Raw genomic sequence first — 21,411 nt, forward strand, 5'->3', positions numbered from 1 at the left:
CGTCGATATGCGCCTTTCACCCGATGTGAATCTTTCGGTTACGGCAACCCGCCGCGGGGGCCGTCGATCCAGCGATCAACGCTCCGGTAGCCCTCGGTCGCGGCGCGGAACGACGTCTTGCCTTCAATACCCCTTGGGGGTATGTTCGAATCGTCGGGGTACCCCCGGCCCGTATGATGGATCCAAGCGAAGGAGTCGGAGATGCCCAGTTCCACCTACACCGTCACGGGGATGACCTGCGGGCACTGCGTGAGCTCCGTCAAGACGGAGATCGGCAAGATCGACGGCGTCACGAGCGTCGACGTGGATCTTGCCAGCGGCGCGGTCACGGTCGCCAGCACCGCGCCGCTCGCGGACACCGATATCGCCGCCGCCGTGGACGAGGCAGGTTACGAAGTCGCCGTTTGACCGCACGACTCGGCCGAAACCGGCCGGTCCCCTGGGTTTTTCGGACACCGAGAGCCGGACGGCACCCCGCCGTCCGGCTGCTGCGCGCAGGCACTAACATGGCGTATTCCGTAGTGTGCCCACACGAATCATCCACAGGCTCATCCACATCCGGCGAAACGTCGCGCCGGTGCCGTGGCCACCTCTCGGCAGCCCATCGATCAAGATCAGCCCGCACCCACGTTGAGCTGTAGTTCTCGCCTTAGGCGGATCGATAAGGCAGCCAATCGAATCGGCCCGAGGCTCGCGCCGCAAACCCGGGCCCGTGCGGTGTCAAACCTGAGTTATCCACAATCCACATCGCCGAATGGACTGGCAGCGCAGGAGAAACCGACCGGTCCGGCGCACGAGTCAGGCCTGGGCAGCCAGCCGGACGAAAGCCGCAGTGTCGAGCGTCTCACCGCGCGCCGTCGGCGCGATGCCCGCGGCGACCAGGCGACGCTCGGCTTCGGCGGGCGAACCCGCCCAGCCGGAAAAGGCCGCGCGCAGCGTCTTTCGCCGTTGCGCAAAAGCGGCGTCGATCACCTCGAACACGCGGCGACGGTGCTCGGTATCGATCGGCCACGGCGGTTCGGCGTAGCGCTCGACCCGGACCAGTCCCGAATCGACCCGCGGCACCGGCCAGAAAACCTGCGTGCCGACCGCACCCGCACGCCGGACCTTGCCGAAGAAGCCCGCCTTCACGCTGGGCACGCCGTAAACCCGGCTGCCCGGCTCGGCGGCGAGCCGGTCGGCCACCTCCGCCTGCACCATCACCAAAGAGACCGCGATGCTGGGCAATTCGGCCAGTAGGTGCAGCAGCACCGGCACCGCGACGTTGTACGGCAGGTTCGCCACCAAGGCGGTCGGCGTCGCGGGCAGATCCGCGGCCGCCACGCGCAACGCGTCCGCCTGCACCACCGACAACCGGTCGGCCAGGGCCGGCGCCCGGTCGGCGATGGTCACCGGCAGGTGCTGCGCGAGCACCGGATCGATCTCGACCGCGACCACCGAATCCACCACATCGAGCAGGGCCAGCGTCAGCGAACCCAGTCCGGGTCCGACCTCGAGCACCACGTCGTCGCGCCCGACACCGGCCGCCGTGACGATGCGCCGCACGGTGTTCGCGTCGTGCACGAAGTTCTGCCCGAGCTGCTTGGTCGGCCGCACGCCGAGTCGCTCGGCCAGCACCCGCACCTCGGCGGGGCCCAGCAGGGCGGCACTCCCACGACCAGCAATTTCGGCTTCGGACACGCACAGAACCTATCAACCCCGCCGCGGCGGTCCTACCGCTCGGCCGGGCTCGCCTTGATGCGGTCCAGGAACGCGTCGATCGCGGTCTGCATGGCGGGGCTGATCTGGGTGTGCGCACCGGCGCCGAGGACGGTCTGGAAGTCGACTCCGTTCGCGGCGAACTGCGCGGCCAGCGCGCCGTGCAGCGGGGCGGGCACGACGGTGTCGGTGACGTTGAGCAACAACAGGATCGGCGCGTTGTATCCGGTGGTGGGCACGGTCAGGTACTCGTTCAGCGCGGAACGGATGGGCTCGGTGGCGAGCGACTCGTCGAGCAGATCGGCGACGCCGAGCCCGCGCACCCGGTCTCCGATGCGATCCAGGCACAGCGTGCCGACGCTGTCCAGCACGGCCCGGCCCTGCGGGGTGAGGTACTGATCGACGCGCACATCGGGGTGCGCGGCGCGCAGGCCCGCCAGGATGCTGACGAAGAAGCTCATCGCGCCGTCGGCGTCGGGCAGCGGAGGCACCAGCGGACCGGCGAGCGGCAGCACCTTCTCCACGTCGGATTCGGGGTCGATCGCCACGGTGCCGCGGAAATCGAGATCCGGCGCGTAGGTCACCTGCCGGTGCGCGGTGGCCAGTGCGGCCTGTCCGCCCTGTGAGCCGCCGAAAACCGCCCAGGTGCGGGAGAGTTCGGGATGGGCCGCGCGGGCGGCGTGCAGCAGGTCGAGCGTGGCCGTCGCCTCGGTGCTGGTCTCGAGATAGGGATGCGGGCCGGTGTTGAACCGGCCGAGCCCCAGGTAATCCGGCGCGACCACCGCGAAGCCGCGGGACAGGAAGCCTTGGATCAGCGCGTCCTCTTTGGCCCGGCTCTCCGGGTACGGCCGGCCGGCCGGATCCGACTGGCCGCCGCAGCCCATGCCGAGCCCGGTGGTGCCGTGGTCGTAGGCGATGATCGGCCAACCCGCGGCGGGGGCGGTGCCGCGGGGCACGAAGAGCGCGCCGCTGGCCGGGCGCGGCGTCCCGTCCGAGCCGCGCATCCAGTACTCGACGACCGAACCGCCCGAGGTGCCACGCCACCCGTCCGGCTGCGCGATCTCCGAGATCAGCGCGCCGGGGGCGGCCGCGTGGGCGGGCGCGATCTGCGCGGACAACGTGGCACTCGCCGACAAGATCGTCACCGCGACTGCTCGCTTGCACATCTGGACAACTCGCACCGCACACCTCACAACCCGACCCACACCGTCACCAAACCTGGACGAGTGTATAGATCAGTCGGAGAGTGCCAGGTCGGCGTGGCGCGGCCGCGAATGAAAAACGAATTCGCGGATCACCGAGCGTGACCGGCGTCACCGATCAGCTGATGCCGAGCCGGCTCGTGCAGGCGGGCCACGCGCCCCAACCCTGGCGGGCGCGGGTGATTTCGGCGATGGCGATCTGTTCCTCGCGAGTGGCGAGATCGGCGCGCGGCGCGTACTTCAAGCCACCCTGGCGTTCCCAGGTGCCCTGGTCGAATTGGATGCCGCCGTAGTAACCGTTGCCGTTGTTGATGCTCCAGTTGCCGGTGGACTCGCAGCGGGCCAGCGCGTCCCAGGTCGCGCCGTCGCGCACCGGCGGCACCTCGGTGCCGGGCTTGGCGCCCTTGCGCACAGTCTTCGGCTGAGCCGTGACCGTCACGGTCGAGTTGATCGGCTTGCGGTCCACCTCGACGCCGTTGACCATGGTGACCGCGAAGGTGACGTCCTGCACCCCGGGCGCGCCGGGGGTCTCCACCACCGACCGGCTCATGTTCATGGCCGGGTCTTCGATCACGTTCTCCGGCGGATCGAGCGGCAGCGTCTCGGTCCGGTTTTCGGTTCGCTTGCGCGTCACCGTGATTCGCTGGCCCTCCGTGAGCGGTGTGGACGCCGCGGGCTCGACGGTGTCCTGCTCGAGCAGCGGAACGCCGGCCACCGCGAGGAATTCGCCGACCGTCGGCGCCGCGAGGCGGACATCGACGAAGGAGCCGACGCCGTCGCGCAGCGCGACCGACCGGGGCGTCGCGACCTGCAACGCGGCGCCTTCCAGCGGGAGCTTCTCGTTGCGCGCGGGGGAAACGTAGACCTCCCGGGGCAGATCGAGTTGTTCGAGCGCCTCGCCGGCGGTCAGGCCGGTGGTCCACACCTTGCGCGGTTGACCGTCGACCTGCAGTTCGACCTCACGGGCCCGATTGAGCGTGATCGTCGCACCATCGCCGATCCGCGCAGCCAGCGCGGGGGCCACCTTGTCGCGCTCGGTGACGGCGAAACCCGCCGCCCGCAGCACGCCGCGCACGTCGGTGGACATCGTGGTCTCGAACAGCTTCTCGCCGTCCACGACCACGGTCACCGTCTTGCGGTTCACGATCGCCAGGCCTGCCCCGACGATCAACGTCATCAGCAGCGCCGCGACCGCCGCGTACAGCAGCGGCGAGCGGGACTGGTTGATCCGCGTGATCGGCCACAGGATCGCGGAGCGATCCAGTGGGACGTGGCGAGCGGGCGACGGATGGGCCATGGTCACAGCACGATAACGAAGGGGTCGGGGGCCGACAACCTACAGTTGCTTCAGCTGGGGCTTTCAATATCACGGAGCGATATCGACACCGCAGGTTAATCACGAAACGGGACCGGCACAGTGACGTAGGACACACTTCGCATATCCAGGGTCCTTGCGGGTATCCGCGCGGGCGGGTCGGAATCCGGCGTGTCGGTCAAATGCCGTAGACGCGGCGCGCATTGGCCGTGCTGATCTTCGCGAGTTCCGCCGGATCTTGTTCCCGAATTTCCGCGAGCGCGCGCACGGTGTACGGCAGGCAGTACGGCTCATTGGGCGCGCCGCGAAATGGGTGCGGGGTCAGATAGGGCGCGTCCGTTTCGACCAGAATTTGCTCGTCGGGCACGACCTTCGCGGCCTCACGCAACTCGTGCGCATTCTTGAAACTCACCGTGCCGGAGAAACTCAGCACATAGCCCTCGGCCACACAGGACAGCGCCATATTCGTATCCGACGAAAAGCAGTGGAAGATCACGGTGTCCGGCGCGCCCTCATCCAGCAGCACGGTCAGCAGATCGTGATCGGCCTCGCGATTGTGGATCATCAGCGGTTTGCGTAGCCGCTTCGCCAGATCGATGTGCCAGCGGAAACCCTCGATCTGTGTCTCGATATCGGCACAGCCGTCCAGCTTGCCCGGCCAGTAATAGTCCAGGCCGGTCTCGCCGATCGCCACCACCCTGGGGTCCGCGCCGAGCCGTGCCAGCTCCGCCTTGGCCGCGTCGTCGAGCGCGTTCGCGCGCGTCGGATGCAAGGCGACCGCGGCGTACACGCGCGAATCCCAGTGCGCGGCTTGCACAGCCCACCGCGCCGCGGCCAGGTCGTCCGCGACGGTCACCACCTGCCCGACGCCGACCGAGGCCGCCCGATCCACGATCGCGGCGGTCGAGGCCGCGTCGGTGGCGCCGCAGGCATCGAGGTGGGTGTGCGCGTCGATGATCGGCGCGAGCGGCTCGGGCAGGTCCGGAGCTGGGCGCTTGCCGCTCATCGGACGCTCCCGGCGACCCCGGCGACGGTGCAGTGGATGTTCACGCGAACGAGGAAGACCACGCGGATTACAGTAGACGCACCATGAGCGACGTCGACCGCCCCGCCTTCTACATCACCACGGCCATCGCGTACCCCAACGGTGCGCCGCATATCGGGCATGCGTACGAGTACATCTCGGCCGATGCCATCGCCCGGTTCAAACGCCTCGACGGGTACGACGTCTTCTTCATGACGGGTACCGACGAGCACGGCCAGAAGATGCAACAGACGGCCGTCGCCGAGGGCATCCCGGTGCAGGAACTCGCGGCGCGCAACTCCGACGTGTTCGAGGCGATGGACAAGACGCTCGACATCTCCTTCGACCGGTTCATCCGCACCACCGACGAGGACCACCAGGCGGCCAGTGTGGCGATCTGGGAGCGGATGCTCGCCAACGGCGACATCTACCTCGGCAACTACTCGGGCTGGTACTCCGTGCGCGACGAGGCGTTCTACACCGAGGAGGAGACCACGCTGCTCGACGACGGCAGCCGGATCTCCACCGAGTCGAAGACGCCGGTCACCTGGACCGAGGAGTCGAACTACTTCTTCCGGCTCTCCGCCTACCAGGACAAGCTGCTCGCGCTGTACGAAGAGCATCCCGAATTCATCGCGCCCGCAACGCGACGCAACGAGATCGTCAGCTACGTCAAGGCGGGGCTGAAGGATCTGTCCATCTCGCGCACCACCTTCGACTGGGGTGTGCCGGTGCCGGGTCATCCCGATCATGTGATGTACGTCTGGGTGGACGCGCTCACCAACTACATCACCGGCGTCGGCTTCCCGGACACCGAATCCGCTGCGTTCCAGCGGTTCTGGCCCGCCGACGTGCACATCATCGGCAAGGACATCACGCGGTTCCACACCGTCTACTGGCCCGCGTTCCTGCTCTCGGCCGGGGTGCAGCTGCCGAAACGCGTTTACGTGCACGGGTTCCTGTACAACAAGGGCGAGAAGATGTCCAAGTCGGTCGGCAATGTGGTCGACCCGCTCGCGCTGGTGGAGAGCTACGGCCTGGACGCGGTGCGCTTCTTCCTGCTCCGCGAGATCTCCTACGGCCAGGACGGCAGCTACAGCCACGAGGCGATCGTCGGCCGGATCAATACAGATCTGGCCAACGAGTTCGGCAATCTCGTGCAGCGCAGCACCAAGCTGGTGGCCCGGGACTGCGGCGGCGTGGTGCCGACGCCCGGCGAGTTTACCGCCGACGACCGCGCACTGCTCGACCTCGCGAACGGGCTGCTCGACCGCTGCCGCGCCGAATTCGACAGCCAGCAGCTGCATCTCGCGCTGGAGGCGATCTGGCTGACGCTCGGCGAGACCAACCGGTACTTCTCCGCGCAGGCGCCGTGGGCGCTGGCCAAGGCGGGTACCCCGGAGGATCTGGCGCGCGAGGCGACCGTGCTGTACGTGACGCTCGAGGTGCTGCGCATCGTCGCGATCCTGGTGCAGCCGGTGATGCCGGGTTCAGCGGGCAAGATCCTCGATCAGCTCGGCCAGTCCGAGCGCACGTTCGCCGATATCGCGACCCCGATCGTGCCCGGCGTCGCGCTGCCCGCGCCGGAACCGGTGTACCCCAAGTACATCGAGCCCAAGGAGTAACGGCGCTCTCGGCGGCCGACCCCCTACCGGTGCGTAATCGCCTGGCGCGCATCGGGATAATGCCGAGTTACGGTTGCTCGTGGTCGGCCGACGAGGGAGGGCAGTTATGCGCCGGGAGTTAGCGACAGAGGCGACAGCGCGGGCGGCGGGCGGCGCCCCGGGACCGAGTTCCGGCTTCGCCGACCGGCATCGGGCGGCCCGCGACGCGGTGCTGGTATCGCAGCGCGGACGCCTGATCGAGGCGATGGTCGAATGCGTGGACTGCAAGGGCTATCCGGCCACGACGCTCACCGATATCGTTGCCCGGGCCCGGGTTTCGCGCAGCACCTTCTACGAGCACTTCGCCAACAAGGAGGAGTGTTTCGTCGAGGCGGTGCACACCGGCGTCGATATCGTGGCGAGCCGGATCGCCGAGGAACTCGCACAGCTGCCACCGGACGCCGACGCCGCGGCGCGGATCGAGTCGATCGTCGTCACCTTCTGCGAAACCGTGGCCACCGAACCGGATTTCGCCCGGCTGATCCTCGTCGAATCGTTCAAGGTGAACCAGCAGGCCGTCGACTACCGCGATCTCGCGGTGGATCGCTTCGCCGAGCTGTACCGGATCTTCTACCATCAAGCGCGCCAAGCGGATCCGACGCTACCCGCGCTGTCCGACGAGTTGATCGCGCTCCTCCCGGACGCCATCGGCGAACGCACCCGTCGCGTCATCATCGCCCAGGGCCCGGCGCACGTTCCCGCGCTGGCGCCCCTGTTCATCGAGTTCGTCACCACGACCCTGGCGCTCTAGGCCCGCCCGCCGACGGATGACCCCGGGCCACCCGTCGGCGACAGTTCACTTCCAGCGGGCGAGCAGCCGCTCGATCTCGGCGGTGAGGGCGCGCTGCAGGAACGGGCCGAAGCTGATCCGGGCAACCCCCTGATCGGCGAGCACCGCCTTGTCCGACTTGTCGGGCAGACCGACCATGCTGATCGGCAACGGCAATTCGCCGGTGAGCCTGCGCACGTCGGCGTCTTCGCGCGCGCCGGCCGGGAAGAGCACGTCGGCGCCCGCGGCGGCGGCCAGGCGCAGGCGTTCGATCGCCCGGTCCACCCGGTCGGCCGCGTCGCCGTCGGCCCGGATGAACAGATCGGTCCTGGCGTTCACCACGACGTGCACACCGGCCGCGTCGGCGAACTGACGCAGGCCGTGCACGAGGTCGGCGTGCTCCTGCGGCGCGCGCAGCCGCCCGCCCTCGCTGTGCACCGTGTCCTCGATGTTGAGCCCGACGGCCCCGGCCTCGAGCAAGCCCTCGATCAGCTGGGCGGGTTCGAGGCCGTAGCCCGATTCCAGGTCCACCGACACCGGCACCTCGACGGCCTCGGTGATCTGGCGGACGCGAGTGAGCGACTCGGCGAAGGTCATGCCTTCACCGTCGCTGCGACCGAGCGAGTCGGCGACCGGGTGGCTGCCCACGGTGAGCGCCGAAAACCCCGCTTCCACAGCGACTTTCGCGGACCACGCATCCCAGACGGTGGGCAGGACGGCCGGATCGCCGGGGCGGTGCAGCGCGAGAAATTCCTTTGCCTTGTTCTCCAGTGAAGTCATGGAACCATCTTCGCTCAGGGCGGGGTCAAGCGGGTGATCGCGCCGGTGAAGCTGGTGACGTACAGCGCGCCCGGATCCCAGCCGGGGCCCGCGCCGAAGCGGGCCGAGGTGGCGAACGGGATGCCGTCCGCGACAACACAGGTTCGGGCGGTGTCGGGATCGATGCGCAGGACCCGTCCGGCCGCATTCAAGGCCAGGTACACGGCGCCGTCGGGGCCGACGGTCAGATCGTCGGCGGCATTGAGCGGACCGAAGCCGGGCACGGTGATCCGGGCGGGCGGCGCGTCCGGCTGCGCCAGGTCGATCGCGGCCAGCGTGGTGACGGGCTCGAAGGTGGTGGAGACGAAGAGTGTGCGCCGCGTGCCGTCGTAGGCGAGGCCGTTCGTCGACGTCAGCTCGGCGACGAACGGACGCGCGCCGGTGCCGTCCGCGGCGATCCTGGTGAGCGTGTTCGGCGAACCGAGGTCCCGGCTCACCACGAAGTCGCCGTCGGGCAACGCGGCTAGACCGTTCGGCGCCGTCAGCCCGCGGGCCACGGTCGCGACGGTGCCCCGATCCAGGTCCAGCGCCTCGATCGTGCCGTCGGCTCGCCCGGCGAACCCGCTGCTCAACGATCCACCGGTGGTGAAATACGCGGTGGCGCCGGACACTACGATGCCGCCCGGGGAACTGACCTGCGCCAGCTCCGTGCGCGACCCGTCCGAGCCCAGTCGGCGCAGCGCTCCGCCCACGCCGGACGCGGGCACCTCGGACAGCAGCATCCCGCCGCGTCCGTCGAACGCCAGGTTCTCGAGGATGCCGTATCCGGACGCCACGGTCGACGACGCCCACCGCGCACACCCCTGCGCCGGGCCGTCCTCGGCGACCGCCGACCCCGTCCCCGCGACCGTGGTGAGCGCGACGCCCACCGCTAGCACACTGTTGACCAGCACCCGGCGCATCGCCATCGAATCGTCCTCCCCTGCAACAACGTCTGTTCGCGGCCCAACCTAGCGGTCGGTGGCCGAGCAGACGAGGAGAATCCGATCCTTTGTCAGTCTGCCGATTTCCGTGGCCGAGACCTGGCGGGTCGCACAACCGCGCCGGTCAGTCCGCGTCGTCGCGGCGCGCGGTCAGCACGGCGTCGTACAGTTCGTTGCGGGAAACGTTGTGGTCGGCGGCGATTCGGGCGCAAGCGGCCTTGAGGCGCAGACCGTCCGCGGTCAGCGCTTCGACCTCGGCGACCAGATCGGCGGGGTCGGCCGCTTTCGGTTGCGCGCCCGCGAGCACGACGGTGATCTCACCGCGCGCGCCGTCCACGGCCCAGGCGGCGAGTTCGGCGAGGGTCCCTCGCACGACCTCCTCGTAGGTCTTGGTCAATTCCCGGCAGACGGCGGCGCGGCGGTCGGGGCCGAGCACCTCGACCGCGTCGGCCAGGCAGTCGGCGAGCCGATGCGGCGCCTCGAAGAAGACGCAGGCCCGCGATTCGACAGCCAAGGTGCGCAACCACTCTCGCCGCTGCCCGGACTTGCGCGGCGCGAAACCGTCGAAGCAGAACCGCTCCACCGGCAGCGCGGACAGCGCCAAAGCCGTGGTGACCGCGGACGGTCCGGGCAGGCAGGTCACCGGTAGGTCGCGTTCGGCGCAGGCCGCGACCAGCCGATAGCCGGGATCGCTGACCGACGGCATGCCCGCGTCGGTGACCAGCAGCACCGTGCGTCCCGCCGCGATATCGCCGAGCAGCGCCGGAATCCGCGCGGTCTCCACATGGTCGTAGAAGCTCACCACCCGACCGGTGATCTCCACCCCGAGCGCCTTGGCCAGCGACTTGGTTCGCCTGGTGTCCTCCGCCGCGACGATGTCGGCCGACCCGAGCGCGTCGCGCAGGCGCTGCGACGCGTCCCCGATATCGCCCATCGGCGTCGCCGCGAGCACCAGCCTGCCCGACCCAGTCGCCTCGTCCGCCACCGTTCTCCCGTCTCACGCGTCCGCCGAACACCGAACCCGAGCAGCCTAGCCACCCGTGACCCGCCGCCCGAAGACCCTTCGCCCGAAACGTTCCCGGCGACCACGCCGACCCCGGCCGTTCGGTATGTGATCGTGACCACGCGCCGGGTACCCGCGTGCTATGTGACCAACACAGCGGCGGGCTCACCGATGCGGGACCTCGCGGGGTGCACAGCATACGATCGGGGCGTGACACAGGTGACCGACCAGCGCGCGACCGCACCGTTCGGGGCCGTGCCCTCCTGGTCGAGCCCCGCGCCACGGCGGCCGTCCCCCGATTTCGGGCCGACCGACACGCTGCGCGGCTGGCTGGTCACCGCGTTCCTCACCGCGATCGCCGCGGTCACCCGGTTCACCATGCTGAACTACCCGACCGACGCGGGCACCCCCGTCTTCGACGAGAAGCACTACGCGCCGCAGGGCTGGCAGATGCTGACCGGCGGGTGGGTCGAGGACAACCCCGGGTACGGGCTGGTGGTGCATCCGCCGATCGGCAAGCAGCTCATCGCGATCGGCGAGGCGATGTTCGGCTACAACGGCTGGGGTTGGCGTTTCGCCTCCGCGGTGGCGGGCACGGTGCTCGTGCTGCTGGTGATCCGCATCGTCCGCCGGATGGCCCGATCGACGCTGATCGGCGCGATCGCGGGCATCCTGCTGATCGCCGACGGCCTCACCTTCGTCTCCTCCCGCATCGGCATGCTGGACATCTTCCTGGCACTGTTCGTCACCGCGGCCTTCGGCTGTCTGATCGTCGACCGGGACGAGGTGCGGGCCCGGTTGGCCCGAGCGGACGCGGAAGGACGGATCGGGGTGACCCGGTGGGGTCCCCGGCTCGGCGTGCGCTGGTGGCGCTTCGGCGCGGGCGTCATGCTCGGCCTGGCCTGCGGAACGAAATGGTCCGGCGTCTATTTCATCGTGGCGTTCGGACTGCTCAGCGTCTGCTTCGATCTGACCGCCCGGCGCGCGTACGGCGTGCGTAGTCCCTGGTACGGCACCGCGATCCGGGATATCGGGCCCGCGCTGTACGCGCTGGTGCTGGTGCCGCTCGGGTTGTACCTGGCGAGCTACTGGGCCTGGTTCGCCAGCGAGACCGGCATCGATCGCTACATGGCGGGTAACCCGTCCGCACCGGCGGATCCGATCGGCACCGGCGGATTCTGGTCGCATATCGTGCCCGACGCCCTGCGCTCGCTGTGGTATTTCAACGCCAGGGCCTTGGAATTCCATGAGGGCCTGACCAATTCGGCGGGCAATCACCATCCCTGGGAATCGAAGCCGTGGACCTGGCCGATGGGCCTGCGCCCGATGCTCTACTACTACGCCGACAACGGCGTCAGCGGTTGCGGACAGACCCAGTGCGTCAAGGCGGTGATGCTCATCGGCACCCCCGCGATCTGGTGGCTCGCCCTCCCGATGATCGCGTGGCTGCTGTGGCGCAGCGTGGTCCGCCGGGACTGGCGCTACGCGGCGGTGCTCGTCGGTTACGGCGCGGCGCTGCTGCCCTGGTTCCTGACGCTGGACCGGCAGATGTACTACTTCTACGCGGTCGCCCTCGCGCCGTTCCTGGTGATGGGCATGGCCCTGGTACTCGGCGACGTGCTGGGCCCGTCGCGGCGAATACCGGTGCCGCGCAGCCCCGTCGGCACCTACCTACCGGTGGCGCCCGACGAACGACACGCGCTCGGACTGCTCGCCGTCTGCCTGTACCTGGGCCTGGTGATCGCGAACTTCATCTGGCTGTGGCCGATCCTCACCGCGCTGCCGATCACGCCGGGCAACTGGCACGACCACCTGTGGCTACCCAGCTGGCGCTAGGTCCTAGGCTCGCTCAACCTTCCAGTGCGGCCTGCACGTAGCGCAGCGCCGCCGCGTCGTCGAGGCCGAGCCGGCGGACGGTGGCGACATAGGCCGTCGCCGCCCGCCCCGCGACATCGCGCGTCGGGTCGCCCGAGGAGGCGATGAAAGAGCCCTGCCTGCCCCGGGTTTCGACGACACCGTCGGCTTCCAGCTCGCGGTAGGCGCGCGCGACCGTATTCGGCGCCAGGCCGAGTTGCGCGGCCAGCGCCCGGACGGTGGGGATCTTCGTGCCCGCGGTCAGCACGCCCGAGCGCACCTGGGCGATGATCCCCATGCGTAACTGCTCGTACGGCGCGACCGCCGACTCATGTGACACCGTGATATTGAACATCGCTCACTCACAAGTCATCCCGGGAAAGTGGACAGGACAGGCAGCGGGGTCCGCCGCGGCCGGAACCCAATTCGGAGCCGGGGATGCGCAGCACCTCGATGCCCGCGTCCTCCAGCCGCGCGTTGGTCATCTCGTTGCGCTCGTAGGCGGCCACCACGCCCGGCGCCAGCGCGAGCGTGTTGTTGCCGTCGTCCCACTGTTCGCGCTCCGCGGTGACGCCGTCCAACCCGGTGTCGATCACCCGGAGTTTGTCGATGCCCATCGCTTTGGCCGCCGCGACCAGGAACGGGTCGGGTCCGCTCATGCTGACCCGGCCGTCGCCGTTGCGGGCGCTGTAGTCCTCGTCGCGTTCGATGGTGAACGCGCACAACGAGTCACGCACCGCGGGGTACATCACCAAGGCGTCCTGGTCGACCATCGTGCAGACGGTGTCCAGATGCATGGTCGCCCGGTTCTGCGCGATCGGGACGACCAGCACCGTGTGCGCGAGATCGTCGTCGAACAGGCTGCGCGCCAACGCTTCCGCGCCCGCCGGTGTGGTGCGCTCGCCGACGCCGACCGCGACCACGCCGGGCCCGAGCAGCAGCACGTCGCCGCCCTCGATGGGGGCGGTGTGCGATTCGTAGGCGCGGCGCACGCCGAGGAAGCGGGGGTGGAAGGCGTAGATCAGGTCGGTCAGCGAGGTCTCCCGGATCCGGGCGGGCAGCGCGAGCGAGGTGATCGCGACGCGCGGGCCGACCCAGAACGACGAGTCCCTGGTGAACAGCAGGTTGGGCAGCGGATCGATGACGAAGTCGGCGCCGTGGTGCATCCGCCGGACCAGCGAGGTGGCGTCCGGGCCGAACGGCAGTTCGTCGAAGGTCATGCCGGCCATCAAGATGTTGGCCAGGTCCCTGGCCCGCACGCCGCGCAGGAAGGCGGCGAGCTGATCGGCCAGCGAGTGACCCAGCCGGCGCGCGTCCACCGCGGCGGAGATGCCCTGGATCCGCGCGGCGCCGCTGACCGCGAGGGTTTCGGCGAGCAGGTCGGCCAGCAGCAGCACCTCGACCCCGCGTTCGCGCAGCACCCCGGTGAACGCGTCGTGCTCCTGCTGCGCGCGCTCCACCCAGGGGATGCCGTCGAACAGCAGCTGATCGTTGTTGCGCGGGGTGAGCCTGCGCAATTCGTCGCCGGGCCGATGCAGCAGCACCGTGCGCAGCGTGCCGACCTCGGAGGTCACCGTCAACCGCGAGCCGGGACCGTCCGGATCCAGCCCGTCCGCGTCCGAACCCTCTCCGTGCCGCGCGGGCACAGCGTCTGCTCCCATGCTCAGACCGTAGTTCGCCGCGGCCACAAGAGCACGTAATTCCGGCCTTCGTTGCGGTGTTGCCGCGTCCGCAGCTAACCGGAGCCCGCACCCACCGCCGCCGGCGTTAGTTGACGTATCCCCCTTATGACCAGGCCAGAAGCGGTTCGGACCAGGCGAACGGGAGGACATGCCGTTGTCCCGATTTCGCCCCAGGCACCCCTAACCTCAAGTATTGTTGAGGAGAATGGAGGAGCGTGAATGTCGACAGCCGATTGGCGTGCGAAGGAGCTGACCCCCGGGCAGCTTTCCGAGCGTAGCGGAGTAGCAGTGTCCGCGTTGCACTTCTACGAACGCGAAGGACTCATCAGCAGCCGCCGGACCAGCGGTAATCAACGCAGATACGCCCGTGAGACGCTGCGGCGCGTCGCCTTCATCCGCATTTCCCAACGGGTCGGCATCCCGCTCAGCGAAATTCGCGACGCCCTCGATCAGCTGCCGGAAGGCCGCAATCCCACCCGCCGGGACTGGGAGACCCTGTCCACCAACTGGCGCGCCGATCTCGACGACCGCATCACTCAGCTGATTCGCTTGCGCGACAACCTGACCGGCTGCATCGGCTGCGGCTGCCTGTCGCTCGGCAGCTGCAAACTGGTCAACGAACACGACCGGCTCGGCACCGAGGGGCCCGGCGCCCGCGTGCTCGACGTGCAGCTCAACTGCGCCGCGCGGCCAGCAACCGGGTGAATCGGGCGCTCGCGCGCCGCATCACGAATTCGTAGGGGTAGGCGAATTTCCGCGCCCACCAATAGCCGAACCGGATATCGAAGGACGTGTAGATCAAGAACCGGTTGCGCGCCATACCGCGCAGGATCGCCTTCGCCACATGCTCGGGCGCGACCGCGTGCTTGGTGAACGACGCGGTGAGGCGCTGGATGCGCGGTTCCTCCCGGTCGACGCCGACCAGTTCGACACTGTGCACCAGCGGGGTGTCCACCGCGCCGGGCACCACCAGGTGCACCGCGATGCCGTGCTGGTCCAGATCGAAGCGCAGCACCTCCGAGACGCCGCGGATGCCGTACTTGCCCGCGCTGTAGGCCGCGTGCCACGGCAGTGCGAGCAGACCGGCCGCCGAGGACACGTTGACCAACGCACCGCCCCTGGCCGCGCGCACCATGGGCGGCACGAAGTTCTCGATCACGTGGATCGGGCCCATCAGATTGACCTCGACCATGCGCCGCCAGTGCTTGTGTTCGAGGTTCTCCACGGTCCCCCAGGCCGAGGTCCCCGCGATGTTCATCACGATGTCGAGGCTGCCGTGCTCGGCGTGCACCTGTTCGGCGAAGGCGGTGACGGCGTCGTAGTCGGTGATGTCGAAGGCCTTCGCGACCAGCACGACCCCGCCCTCGCGCCGGATATCGGCCACCGTCGTGTCAAGCCCGCCTGCATCGATATCGGTGAGCACCAGCTGTCCGCCCGCCGCCGCGGCGGCCTGCGCGGTGGCCCGGCCGATCCCGCTGGCAGCACCCGTGATCAGCACTTTCGCGTCCCGTACCGTCCTGCGGCCCGATCGCCCCATACCTCGCACCACTGCGCATCCCCATCTCGAATTGCTCGAACCGGCTCACCGCAGGGTACTTGGACCGGGCTCAGCGGCCCAGTACGGCGAGCATTCCGGCCACCGCGCGCGGCCAGGTGTACTGCTCGGCGCGACTACGCGCCGCCCTTCTGCGGCCCGCGGGCGGCATCGCCAGCACGTCGGTGACCGCCTGCGCGAACGCGGAGCCGCGGTCGGCCGCCACCGCGCCGCATTCGGCGGTCACGATGTCGGCCAGCGCCGACGAGCGGCTCGCCACCACCGGCGTGCCCGCCGCGAGCGCCTCCAGCGCGGCCAGGCCGAACGTCTCGTGCGGCCCCGGCGCCAGCGAGACATCCGCGGTGGCAAGCAGTTTCGCGACCTCGGTGCGTTCGGAGATGAACCCGGTGAAATGCACGGCGGGCAGCCCGCCGGCCAGCGCGGGCAGCGCTCGCGCCCGGCGTTCCAGGGCCTCCCGGCGCGGCCCGTCACCCGCGACCACCAGCCGCACCTCGGTACCCGTCGCGCGCAGCGCCGCGACCGCCTCGATGCTGCGCTCCACCCGCTTCTCCACCGACAATCTGCCGCAGTGCACGAGCAGCGGATGCTCCGGCACGCCGAGGTCGGCGCGCAGCCTGCCGTCGTGCCGGCGCGGGCTGAACAGCTCCAGATCCACCCCGAGCGGCACCAGCTCGACATTGCGCGCCCCGATCCGCAAGAACTCCTCGCGGGCGAATGCGGTGGTGCAGACCACGATGTCGTAATCGGCGGCGGTGCGGCCGTTCGCCACGTCGGCGCAGCGCCGGGCCGCCGCGCGCGGCAGCACCTGGCCGAGCAGCCGGTCGAGCCGTTCGTGCGAGATCATCACGCCCGCCACGTCCCGGCGCCGGGCCCAGCGACCGAAGCCGCGCAGGGTCAGCCGGTCCGACACCTCGAGCACATCGGGGCGCAGCCCGGTCAGCACGTCGGCGACGCGCCGCGGATCGGCCGCCCGGTAGCCGCCGGTCCACGGAATAGCCAAGGCGGGCAGCGTTATTCGCATCACACCGGTGGGCAACAGCTCTTCCGAGCGACGTGCTCCCGGCACGATGAGCACCACCTCGTGGCCCGCCGCGACGTAGCCCTCACCGAGGTGATGCAACGCAGTGCGCAACCCACCCGAGCGCGGGCCGTAGAAGTTCGCAAGCTGAACTATGCGCACCTCGCTGATCGTGCAGCCAGTCGGGTTATCTTCGGAACCGATGCGCCGAACGCGGCATGAACAGCCGTGAAAGACCCGGCGAACCTAGTTTGCCGATTCGTGCCAGACCCGGATCAGACCGTGCCCGAGCTGGACCGGCTGCACCGGCCAGAGCTCGGCCCGCACCGCGATCCAGTCGGTGCCGTCGAAACGCACCCGCAGTTGCAAGGCGGTGGCGTCGTCGGCCGCGGACTCGGTCAGTGCGGCGCACGCGGCTCGGAATCGCGCGCTGTCGTCCGGATGCAGGCTCGGGCGTTCGATCGCCCAGCGGTCCAGCGGCGGCGCCGGCGCTGTGCTCCATTCGTAGATGAGGCCGGAGGACAGCGAGACGAACCCGACGCCGTCGCCCGCGCGCCGCGACACCGCCCGCAGCATGGACATGTCGATATCGGGCCGGGCCGGCTCGGCGTCGGTGAACTCGTGCATCACCGCACGGATCCGGCGGGCCACCGGATCGGCCCGCGTGACCATCTGGAAGGTGCGCACACAGCCGTCGTCACCGATCATGTCCACTTCGCTCTGGTGCCGGCCGCGCAGCGCGCCCACCATCTCGAAGTAGTCGATCCGTCCCGCGAAACGCACCATGCGGCCGAAGGCTTCGGGCGGCGTCCGGATCACCCGCACGTCGGCGGGCGCCCGCGCGAAGACCAATTCCTCCAAACCCGGCCCGTGGTGGGCCAATTCGGTGTCGGCCTGCCAGTCCCACGCGGCGACCCGCGGCGGTTCGGCCGGGCGCACATCGTCCGGCGCCGCCCACACCTGCACGCCGTGCACTTCGTCGAACGCGCAGCGAATGGGCGCACCGAGCACGAGCAGGCCCTCCGCACAACGGGTTACGGCGGCGGCGGTCTCGACGCACTCCTGCACGACCTCGGTGACGAGCTGCGGGGCAAGGGCATGCAGTTCCCGCCGGATCCGCAGCAGGCTCCCCCAGTCTTTGACCTTCGTACCGTCGGCGACCAGCGTCGGCACCTCGAGCGCACCGTCGGCCGCGCGCCCCAGGGTCTCGATCAGCAGCCAATCGTGTTCAGAGCGTAGGTGGTCGGGGCCGCCGGTCATATGCCGGCCGCACCTCGGCTCGCTCGCGGTAGATCCAGATCGAGCGGGATGCGCCCCATCGCGAGATGCGCCTCCACCTCGTCCGCGGGCATCGGCCGCGCGATCAGAAAGCCTTGCGCCCGATAGCAACCGAGGCCGACCAGGGTGCGCGCGGCGACCGCCGTCTCGACACCCTCGCCGACCACGCCGAGCCCGAACGAACCCGCCAGCCCGATAATGGATTTCACGATGGCGAGGTCGTCGGTGCTGGCGCCGAGCCGCTGCACGAAACCGCGGTCGATCTTCACCGCGTCGACCGGCAGCGCCTTCAGGTGCGAGAGCGAGCTGTAGCCGGTGCCGAAATCGTCGATCGCGATCTGCACGCCCATGCGCTTGAGCCCGCGCAACGTCACCTGGGTGCGGGCCAGATCCTGCACGACCACGTGCTCGGTGATCTCGAGGCAGATCGAGCTGCCGTCGATGCCGAACAACCGCAGGATGTCCTCGATCCGTTCCACGAAGTCGAGACTCACCAGCTGTACCGGCGAAACATTGATCCGCATCACGACATTCGCGGCCAAACCGCGGCGACGCCACTCGGCGAACTGCGCGCACGCCGACCTGATCACCCAGCGACCGAGTTCACCGGCCAGGTTCGTCGCCTCCGCCACGGTGACGAAGGCCGCGGGCGGCAGCAGGCCCCTGGTCGGATGCATCCAGCGGACCAGGGCCTCCAGCGCGACCACTCGGCCGGTCCGCAGATCGACCTCGGGCTGATAGTGCAGCAGCAGCGAGCCGTCGGACACCGCGCCGCGCAGATTCAGCTCGACGTCGTCCTGCAGCTCGAACTGGGCGCGCATGGCGTCGGTGAAGACCGCGACACCGTTGCCGCCGCCCGATTTCGCCGACAGCAGGGCGTGATCGGCGCGCCGCAGCACGTCCGCGACGGTCGTCTCCCCCGGAATGCCGACGGCCACACCGATACTCGCGGCACGGCTCACCGATTCTCCGCCCACGGTCACCCGCCGCCCGATGAGCTGCTGGATCCGGGTGCCCTCCTCCTCGGCCGCGACCGCGTCCATCGGCTTGGCGGGCACGATGACGAACTCGTCGCCGCCGAGGCGCGCGATCATGTCGTCCGGATCGAGGTGCTCGCGCAGTCGCGAGGACAGCGTGCGAATGAAGTTGTCGCCCGCGGTGTGGCCGAGAAAATCGTTGAGCGCCTTGAGCCGGTCCAGATCGAGGAAGAACGCCGCCACCGGCCCCGGACTGCCGGGGCGCAACCGCTCGTCCATGTGCTCGAGCAGCGCACGCCGGTTCGCGAGGCCGGTCAGGTCGTCGTGCAGCGCGATGTAGCGCAGCCGTTCCTCGGCCACCACCCGGGCCTGCAATTGCGCGAACAGTGCGGCGATCGCCTTGAGCACGTTGAGTTCCCGGGTGCTCCACTCCCGATCGCCAGTCTTGATGAAACCGAGCACGCCGGTCGACTCGCCACGGGAGAGCAGCGGGACCGCGGCGGTGGTGACGACGGGGATGCCGGAGGCCCGCCGCATCGTCTCCTGGTAGTCGGCGAACTCCGGCGTCGGCCGCGCGATCATCGGCTCGGTCGCGTGCTCGAACGCACGGAACACCGGATCGGCGCCCTCGAAGTAGACGACCTCGAGCGGATCCGGGTCGGGCACCTGCGGCCGATGCGGCCACTCCGCGATCAGCACCGACGCCCGGCGCTCGCGATCGGTGTGCCGGACGTAGCTGAAGTCCACGTCGAAATACTCGACGAGTTGCGCGAGGACCCGTTCGGTCGCCTCGGCCATGGTCGTGGCGTCGACACCCATCAGCTCGGAGGCGACCTGGGTCACCAATGAGTCGAGCGTCCGCCGAGGCACCTTGTCTCCGATCACGCTATCCACGGGTGTCCACGCCCGGCATCGGACGCCGCCTGCTGTTCGCCGGGGCAGCGGCCGGATCGCTCAGGCATTGCACCAACGCCATGGTCTCATGCTCAGGTACTTCGAGTAGATCCGAGAAACGAAGCGACGCCAGTGTATCCACGGTATGCGGGAAACTCGTGGCCGGTGCGCTGGGGAGTCGCGCTTTTCGGCTGCTGTGTGCACCCATCGGCTCACCCCACCGTTCCGGGGTCGGTATCCCACGCTCCGCGACCACGCTGCCCGACGCGTATCGGCGCACCTTGCAATCCATCGGCAACTGCCCGACCAGCTCGATTATCCCACCAGATCGGATCGACCCGGAGGTGATCTTCCGAATCGAGACCCCGCGGGAAATGGCCTGCAATCCCCCCGCCGAGACCGCCAGCAACCCGGGCCCGCGCGTGCGCGGCGCTCGCCTCGACAGCCATACCGTTCCTACTCCGTTGCTCCGCATCCGCACGCGGTCGTCGAACCGGGGTCGACATCTTCACCCGTAATTCTGCTTCTCGGACGAGTTTGCCTAGGGCAGTATCCGTCATCCGACCAGAATTGACCAGACGTCTGGTTAATCTTCCGAAAACTGGGTGCGTGCCCGTAAATCAGCCCTGGTCAGAACCCGTCTCGCTGTCGAACAGCATAGCGTGTCGACCGGTCGGTTCTAGTACAGCTAACTTTCGGCAAGTTAAACCAGGATCGAGATGAACAGCTCGACGGAATCGTGGCCCTGCCAGATCTCGATCTCTTCCCGGTAGGCGCGGGTGATCTCGGCCGAGGCCGTCGCGTCGTCGACCTGCGCCCAGACGTCCTCGACCGGATCGTGGTAATCCCCGTTCGGCGCGAACCGGGCGTAGACGCCCTTCGGCACCCGGACCAGCACGTCGCCGATCGGCACCGCCTCGGATTCGCGGTAGTCGAAGCACACCACGGCGTTGTAGTTGCCCGCCGGATCCGGCACATACACCGTGTACATCGGCCGATCGGCGCCCTTGCGGTCGCGCAGCCGATCCTTCAAGAACTCGATCAGGTCGCTGTTGCTGACCTTGAAGCTCGGGCGCACCCGCGGCACCACCAGGCCGCCGTAGATCGCCTCACCACGCACCGCGATCGCGTAGGTCATGACCGCGCCTCGCCTGAACACATAATCGCCTCGATCATCGCGCGTCGACCGCCAGGTACAGCTCGATCTTGTACGCGTGCGGGTAACACTCGAAATCGCCGGTGTAGGTCCGTTTGATCTGGTTGTGTTCCTCGGCGTACGCGATCTGAGTCCAGAGGTCGGTCATCACCTGCGGGAAGTTACCGACCGAGGAGAACCGCGCATACGTGCCGCGCGGCAGCCGGGCCACCAGATGACCACGGGTGACCTCGCCGAACGAGGCGCACCGGTAGCCGACGATCTGAGTGTTGTACGTGCCGAGTTCACCGGTGTAGTCGGTGTACGCACTGGCCAGCGGCCCGCCGAGCTCCTGATGCAACACGGCCGCCCAGGCGGCCTCGAGATCGTGATCCCGCAGTTCTCCGAGCGCACGCTTGGGGCTGCGCACCGGCAACCCGGCAACCCACGTTTCGTCCCGCTCGACGATTTCAAACTGCATGGAAAGACTCTTTCGAGGTGAATCCGGGGGCGAGGCCCGCATCCGGTCGGTCAGAAAGGCCATGCTATCAACACAGACCGCGTGGTAACGATCACATGTCCGGGTCGTTATCTGTCCTCA

General features: G+C 69.0%; 20 protein-coding genes. 5 read left to right on the forward strand and 15 right to left on the reverse strand.

The annotated features are described in order from the left end of the window. Positions 1–201 precede the first annotated feature (201 nt). Positions 202–408, forward strand: coding sequence for a heavy-metal-associated domain-containing protein (locus O3I_RS37215; RefSeq protein ID WP_014988212.1), 207 nt, complete (start codon positions 202–204; stop codon positions 406–408). 390 nt (positions 409–798) lie between these two features. Here the strand turns inward: O3I_RS37215 and rsmA are convergent, their stop codons facing one another. The 4 genes from rsmA to O3I_RS37235 form a co-directional block, all read right to left on the reverse strand. Further along, positions 799–1,680, reverse strand: a complete 882-nt coding sequence (gene rsmA, locus O3I_RS37220; protein WP_014988213.1) for a 16S rRNA (adenine(1518)-N(6)/adenine(1519)-N(6))-dimethyltransferase RsmA — start codon at positions 1,678–1,680, stop codon at positions 799–801. Positions 1,681–1,712: 32 nt separating this feature from the next. After that, positions 1,713–2,864 (reverse strand): lipase family protein, encoded by a 1,152-nt coding sequence (locus tag O3I_RS37225; RefSeq protein ID WP_014988214.1) that lies wholly within the window; start codon positions 2,862–2,864, stop codon positions 1,713–1,715. Positions 2,865–3,018: 154 nt separating this feature from the next. Then, entirely contained in the window at positions 3,019–4,146 is a 1,128-nt protein-coding gene (locus tag O3I_RS37230; RefSeq protein ID WP_041564834.1) for a resuscitation-promoting factor, read from the reverse strand. A gap of 247 nt (positions 4,147–4,393) precedes the next feature. After that, complete coding sequence (locus O3I_RS37235; RefSeq protein ID WP_014988216.1) at positions 4,394–5,221, reverse strand: TatD family hydrolase; 828 nt, start codon at positions 5,219–5,221, stop codon at positions 4,394–4,396. Between the two features lie 32 nt (positions 5,222–5,253). Between O3I_RS37235 and metG the strand changes: the two genes are divergently transcribed. After that, positions 5,254–6,864: a methionine--tRNA ligase gene (gene metG / locus O3I_RS37240; protein ID WP_272944280.1), complete on the forward strand. Its 1,611-nt coding sequence runs from the start codon at positions 5,254–5,256 to the stop codon at positions 6,862–6,864. A 106-nt stretch (positions 6,865–6,970) separates the two neighbouring features. Next, positions 6,971–7,654: a TetR/AcrR family transcriptional regulator gene (locus O3I_RS37245; RefSeq protein WP_014988218.1), complete on the forward strand. Its 684-nt coding sequence runs from the start codon at positions 6,971–6,973 to the stop codon at positions 7,652–7,654. Between the two features lie 45 nt (positions 7,655–7,699). Here the strand turns inward: O3I_RS37245 and O3I_RS37250 are convergent, their stop codons facing one another. The 3 genes from O3I_RS37250 to rsmI form a co-directional block, all read right to left on the reverse strand. Beyond that, positions 7,700–8,452 carry an isocitrate lyase/PEP mutase family protein gene (locus O3I_RS37250; RefSeq protein ID WP_014988219.1) on the reverse strand — a complete coding sequence of 251 codons (753 nt, stop codon included), beginning with the start codon at positions 8,450–8,452 and terminating at the stop codon, positions 7,700–7,702. A gap of 14 nt (positions 8,453–8,466) precedes the next feature. Next, positions 8,467–9,399, reverse strand: coding sequence for an SMP-30/gluconolactonase/LRE family protein (locus O3I_RS37255; protein WP_014988220.1), 933 nt, complete (start codon positions 9,397–9,399; stop codon positions 8,467–8,469). 139 nt (positions 9,400–9,538) lie between these two features. Beyond that, positions 9,539–10,399: a 16S rRNA (cytidine(1402)-2'-O)-methyltransferase gene (rsmI, locus tag O3I_RS37260; RefSeq protein ID WP_014988221.1), complete on the reverse strand. Its 861-nt coding sequence runs from the start codon at positions 10,397–10,399 to the stop codon at positions 9,539–9,541. Positions 10,400–10,627: 228 nt separating this feature from the next. Between rsmI and O3I_RS37265 the strand changes: the two genes are divergently transcribed. Further along, positions 10,628–12,253 carry a dolichyl-phosphate-mannose--protein mannosyltransferase gene (locus O3I_RS37265; RefSeq protein ID WP_014988222.1) on the forward strand — a complete coding sequence of 542 codons (1,626 nt, stop codon included), beginning with the start codon at positions 10,628–10,630 and terminating at the stop codon, positions 12,251–12,253. Between the two features lie 13 nt (positions 12,254–12,266). Here O3I_RS37265 and O3I_RS37270 read toward each other — a convergent pair whose 3' ends face one another. Both O3I_RS37270 and arcA read right to left on the reverse strand, forming a co-directional pair. Next, positions 12,267–12,626 (reverse strand): GntR family transcriptional regulator, encoded by a 360-nt coding sequence (locus O3I_RS37270; RefSeq protein WP_014988223.1) that lies wholly within the window; start codon positions 12,624–12,626, stop codon positions 12,267–12,269. A gap of 7 nt (positions 12,627–12,633) precedes the next feature. Continuing rightward, positions 12,634–13,932 carry an arginine deiminase gene (arcA, locus tag O3I_RS37275; protein ID WP_237748203.1) on the reverse strand — a complete coding sequence of 433 codons (1,299 nt, stop codon included), beginning with the start codon at positions 13,930–13,932 and terminating at the stop codon, positions 12,634–12,636. Between the two features lie 240 nt (positions 13,933–14,172). Here arcA and soxR point away from each other — a divergent pair, with 240 nt between their 5' ends. Next, complete coding sequence (gene soxR, locus O3I_RS37280) at positions 14,173–14,658, forward strand: redox-sensitive transcriptional activator SoxR (protein WP_029900455.1); 486 nt, start codon at positions 14,173–14,175, stop codon at positions 14,656–14,658. Here soxR and O3I_RS37285 read toward each other — a convergent pair. The 6 genes from O3I_RS37285 to O3I_RS37310 form a co-directional block, all read right to left on the reverse strand. Then, a complete protein-coding gene (locus tag O3I_RS37285; RefSeq protein ID WP_051066833.1) occupies positions 14,627–15,490 on the reverse strand; it encodes an SDR family oxidoreductase in 864 nt (287 codons plus the stop codon). The two genes, soxR and O3I_RS37285, sit on opposite strands and share 32 nt — an antisense overlap. Positions 15,491–15,560: 70 nt before the next feature. Further along, positions 15,561–16,688: a glycosyltransferase gene (locus tag O3I_RS37290; RefSeq protein ID WP_041563118.1), complete on the reverse strand. Its 1,128-nt coding sequence runs from the start codon at positions 16,686–16,688 to the stop codon at positions 15,561–15,563. Positions 16,689–16,772: 84 nt separating this feature from the next. Further along, positions 16,773–17,786 (reverse strand): GAF domain-containing protein, encoded by a 1,014-nt coding sequence (locus O3I_RS37295; RefSeq protein WP_014988228.1) that lies wholly within the window; start codon positions 17,784–17,786, stop codon positions 16,773–16,775. Continuing rightward, on the reverse strand, positions 17,783–19,600 hold the full coding sequence (locus O3I_RS37300; RefSeq protein ID WP_042258020.1) for a putative bifunctional diguanylate cyclase/phosphodiesterase: 1,818 nt from the start codon (positions 19,598–19,600) through the stop codon (positions 17,783–17,785). The genes O3I_RS37295 and O3I_RS37300 overlap by 4 nt, the downstream gene beginning before the upstream one ends. Positions 19,601–20,378: 778 nt before the next feature. Continuing rightward, a complete protein-coding gene (locus tag O3I_RS37305; protein WP_014988230.1) occupies positions 20,379–20,813 on the reverse strand; it encodes an effector binding domain-containing protein in 435 nt (144 codons plus the stop codon). Between the two features lie 34 nt (positions 20,814–20,847). Continuing rightward, on the reverse strand, positions 20,848–21,291 hold the full coding sequence (locus O3I_RS37310) for a GyrI-like domain-containing protein (RefSeq protein ID WP_014988231.1): 444 nt from the start codon (positions 21,289–21,291) through the stop codon (positions 20,848–20,850). Positions 21,292–21,411 lie beyond the last annotated feature (120 nt).

The sequence above is a fragment of the Nocardia brasiliensis ATCC 700358 genome (assembly GCF_000250675.2).
GTDB classification, from domain to species: Bacteria; Actinomycetota; Actinomycetes; order Mycobacteriales; family Mycobacteriaceae; genus Nocardia; species Nocardia brasiliensis_B.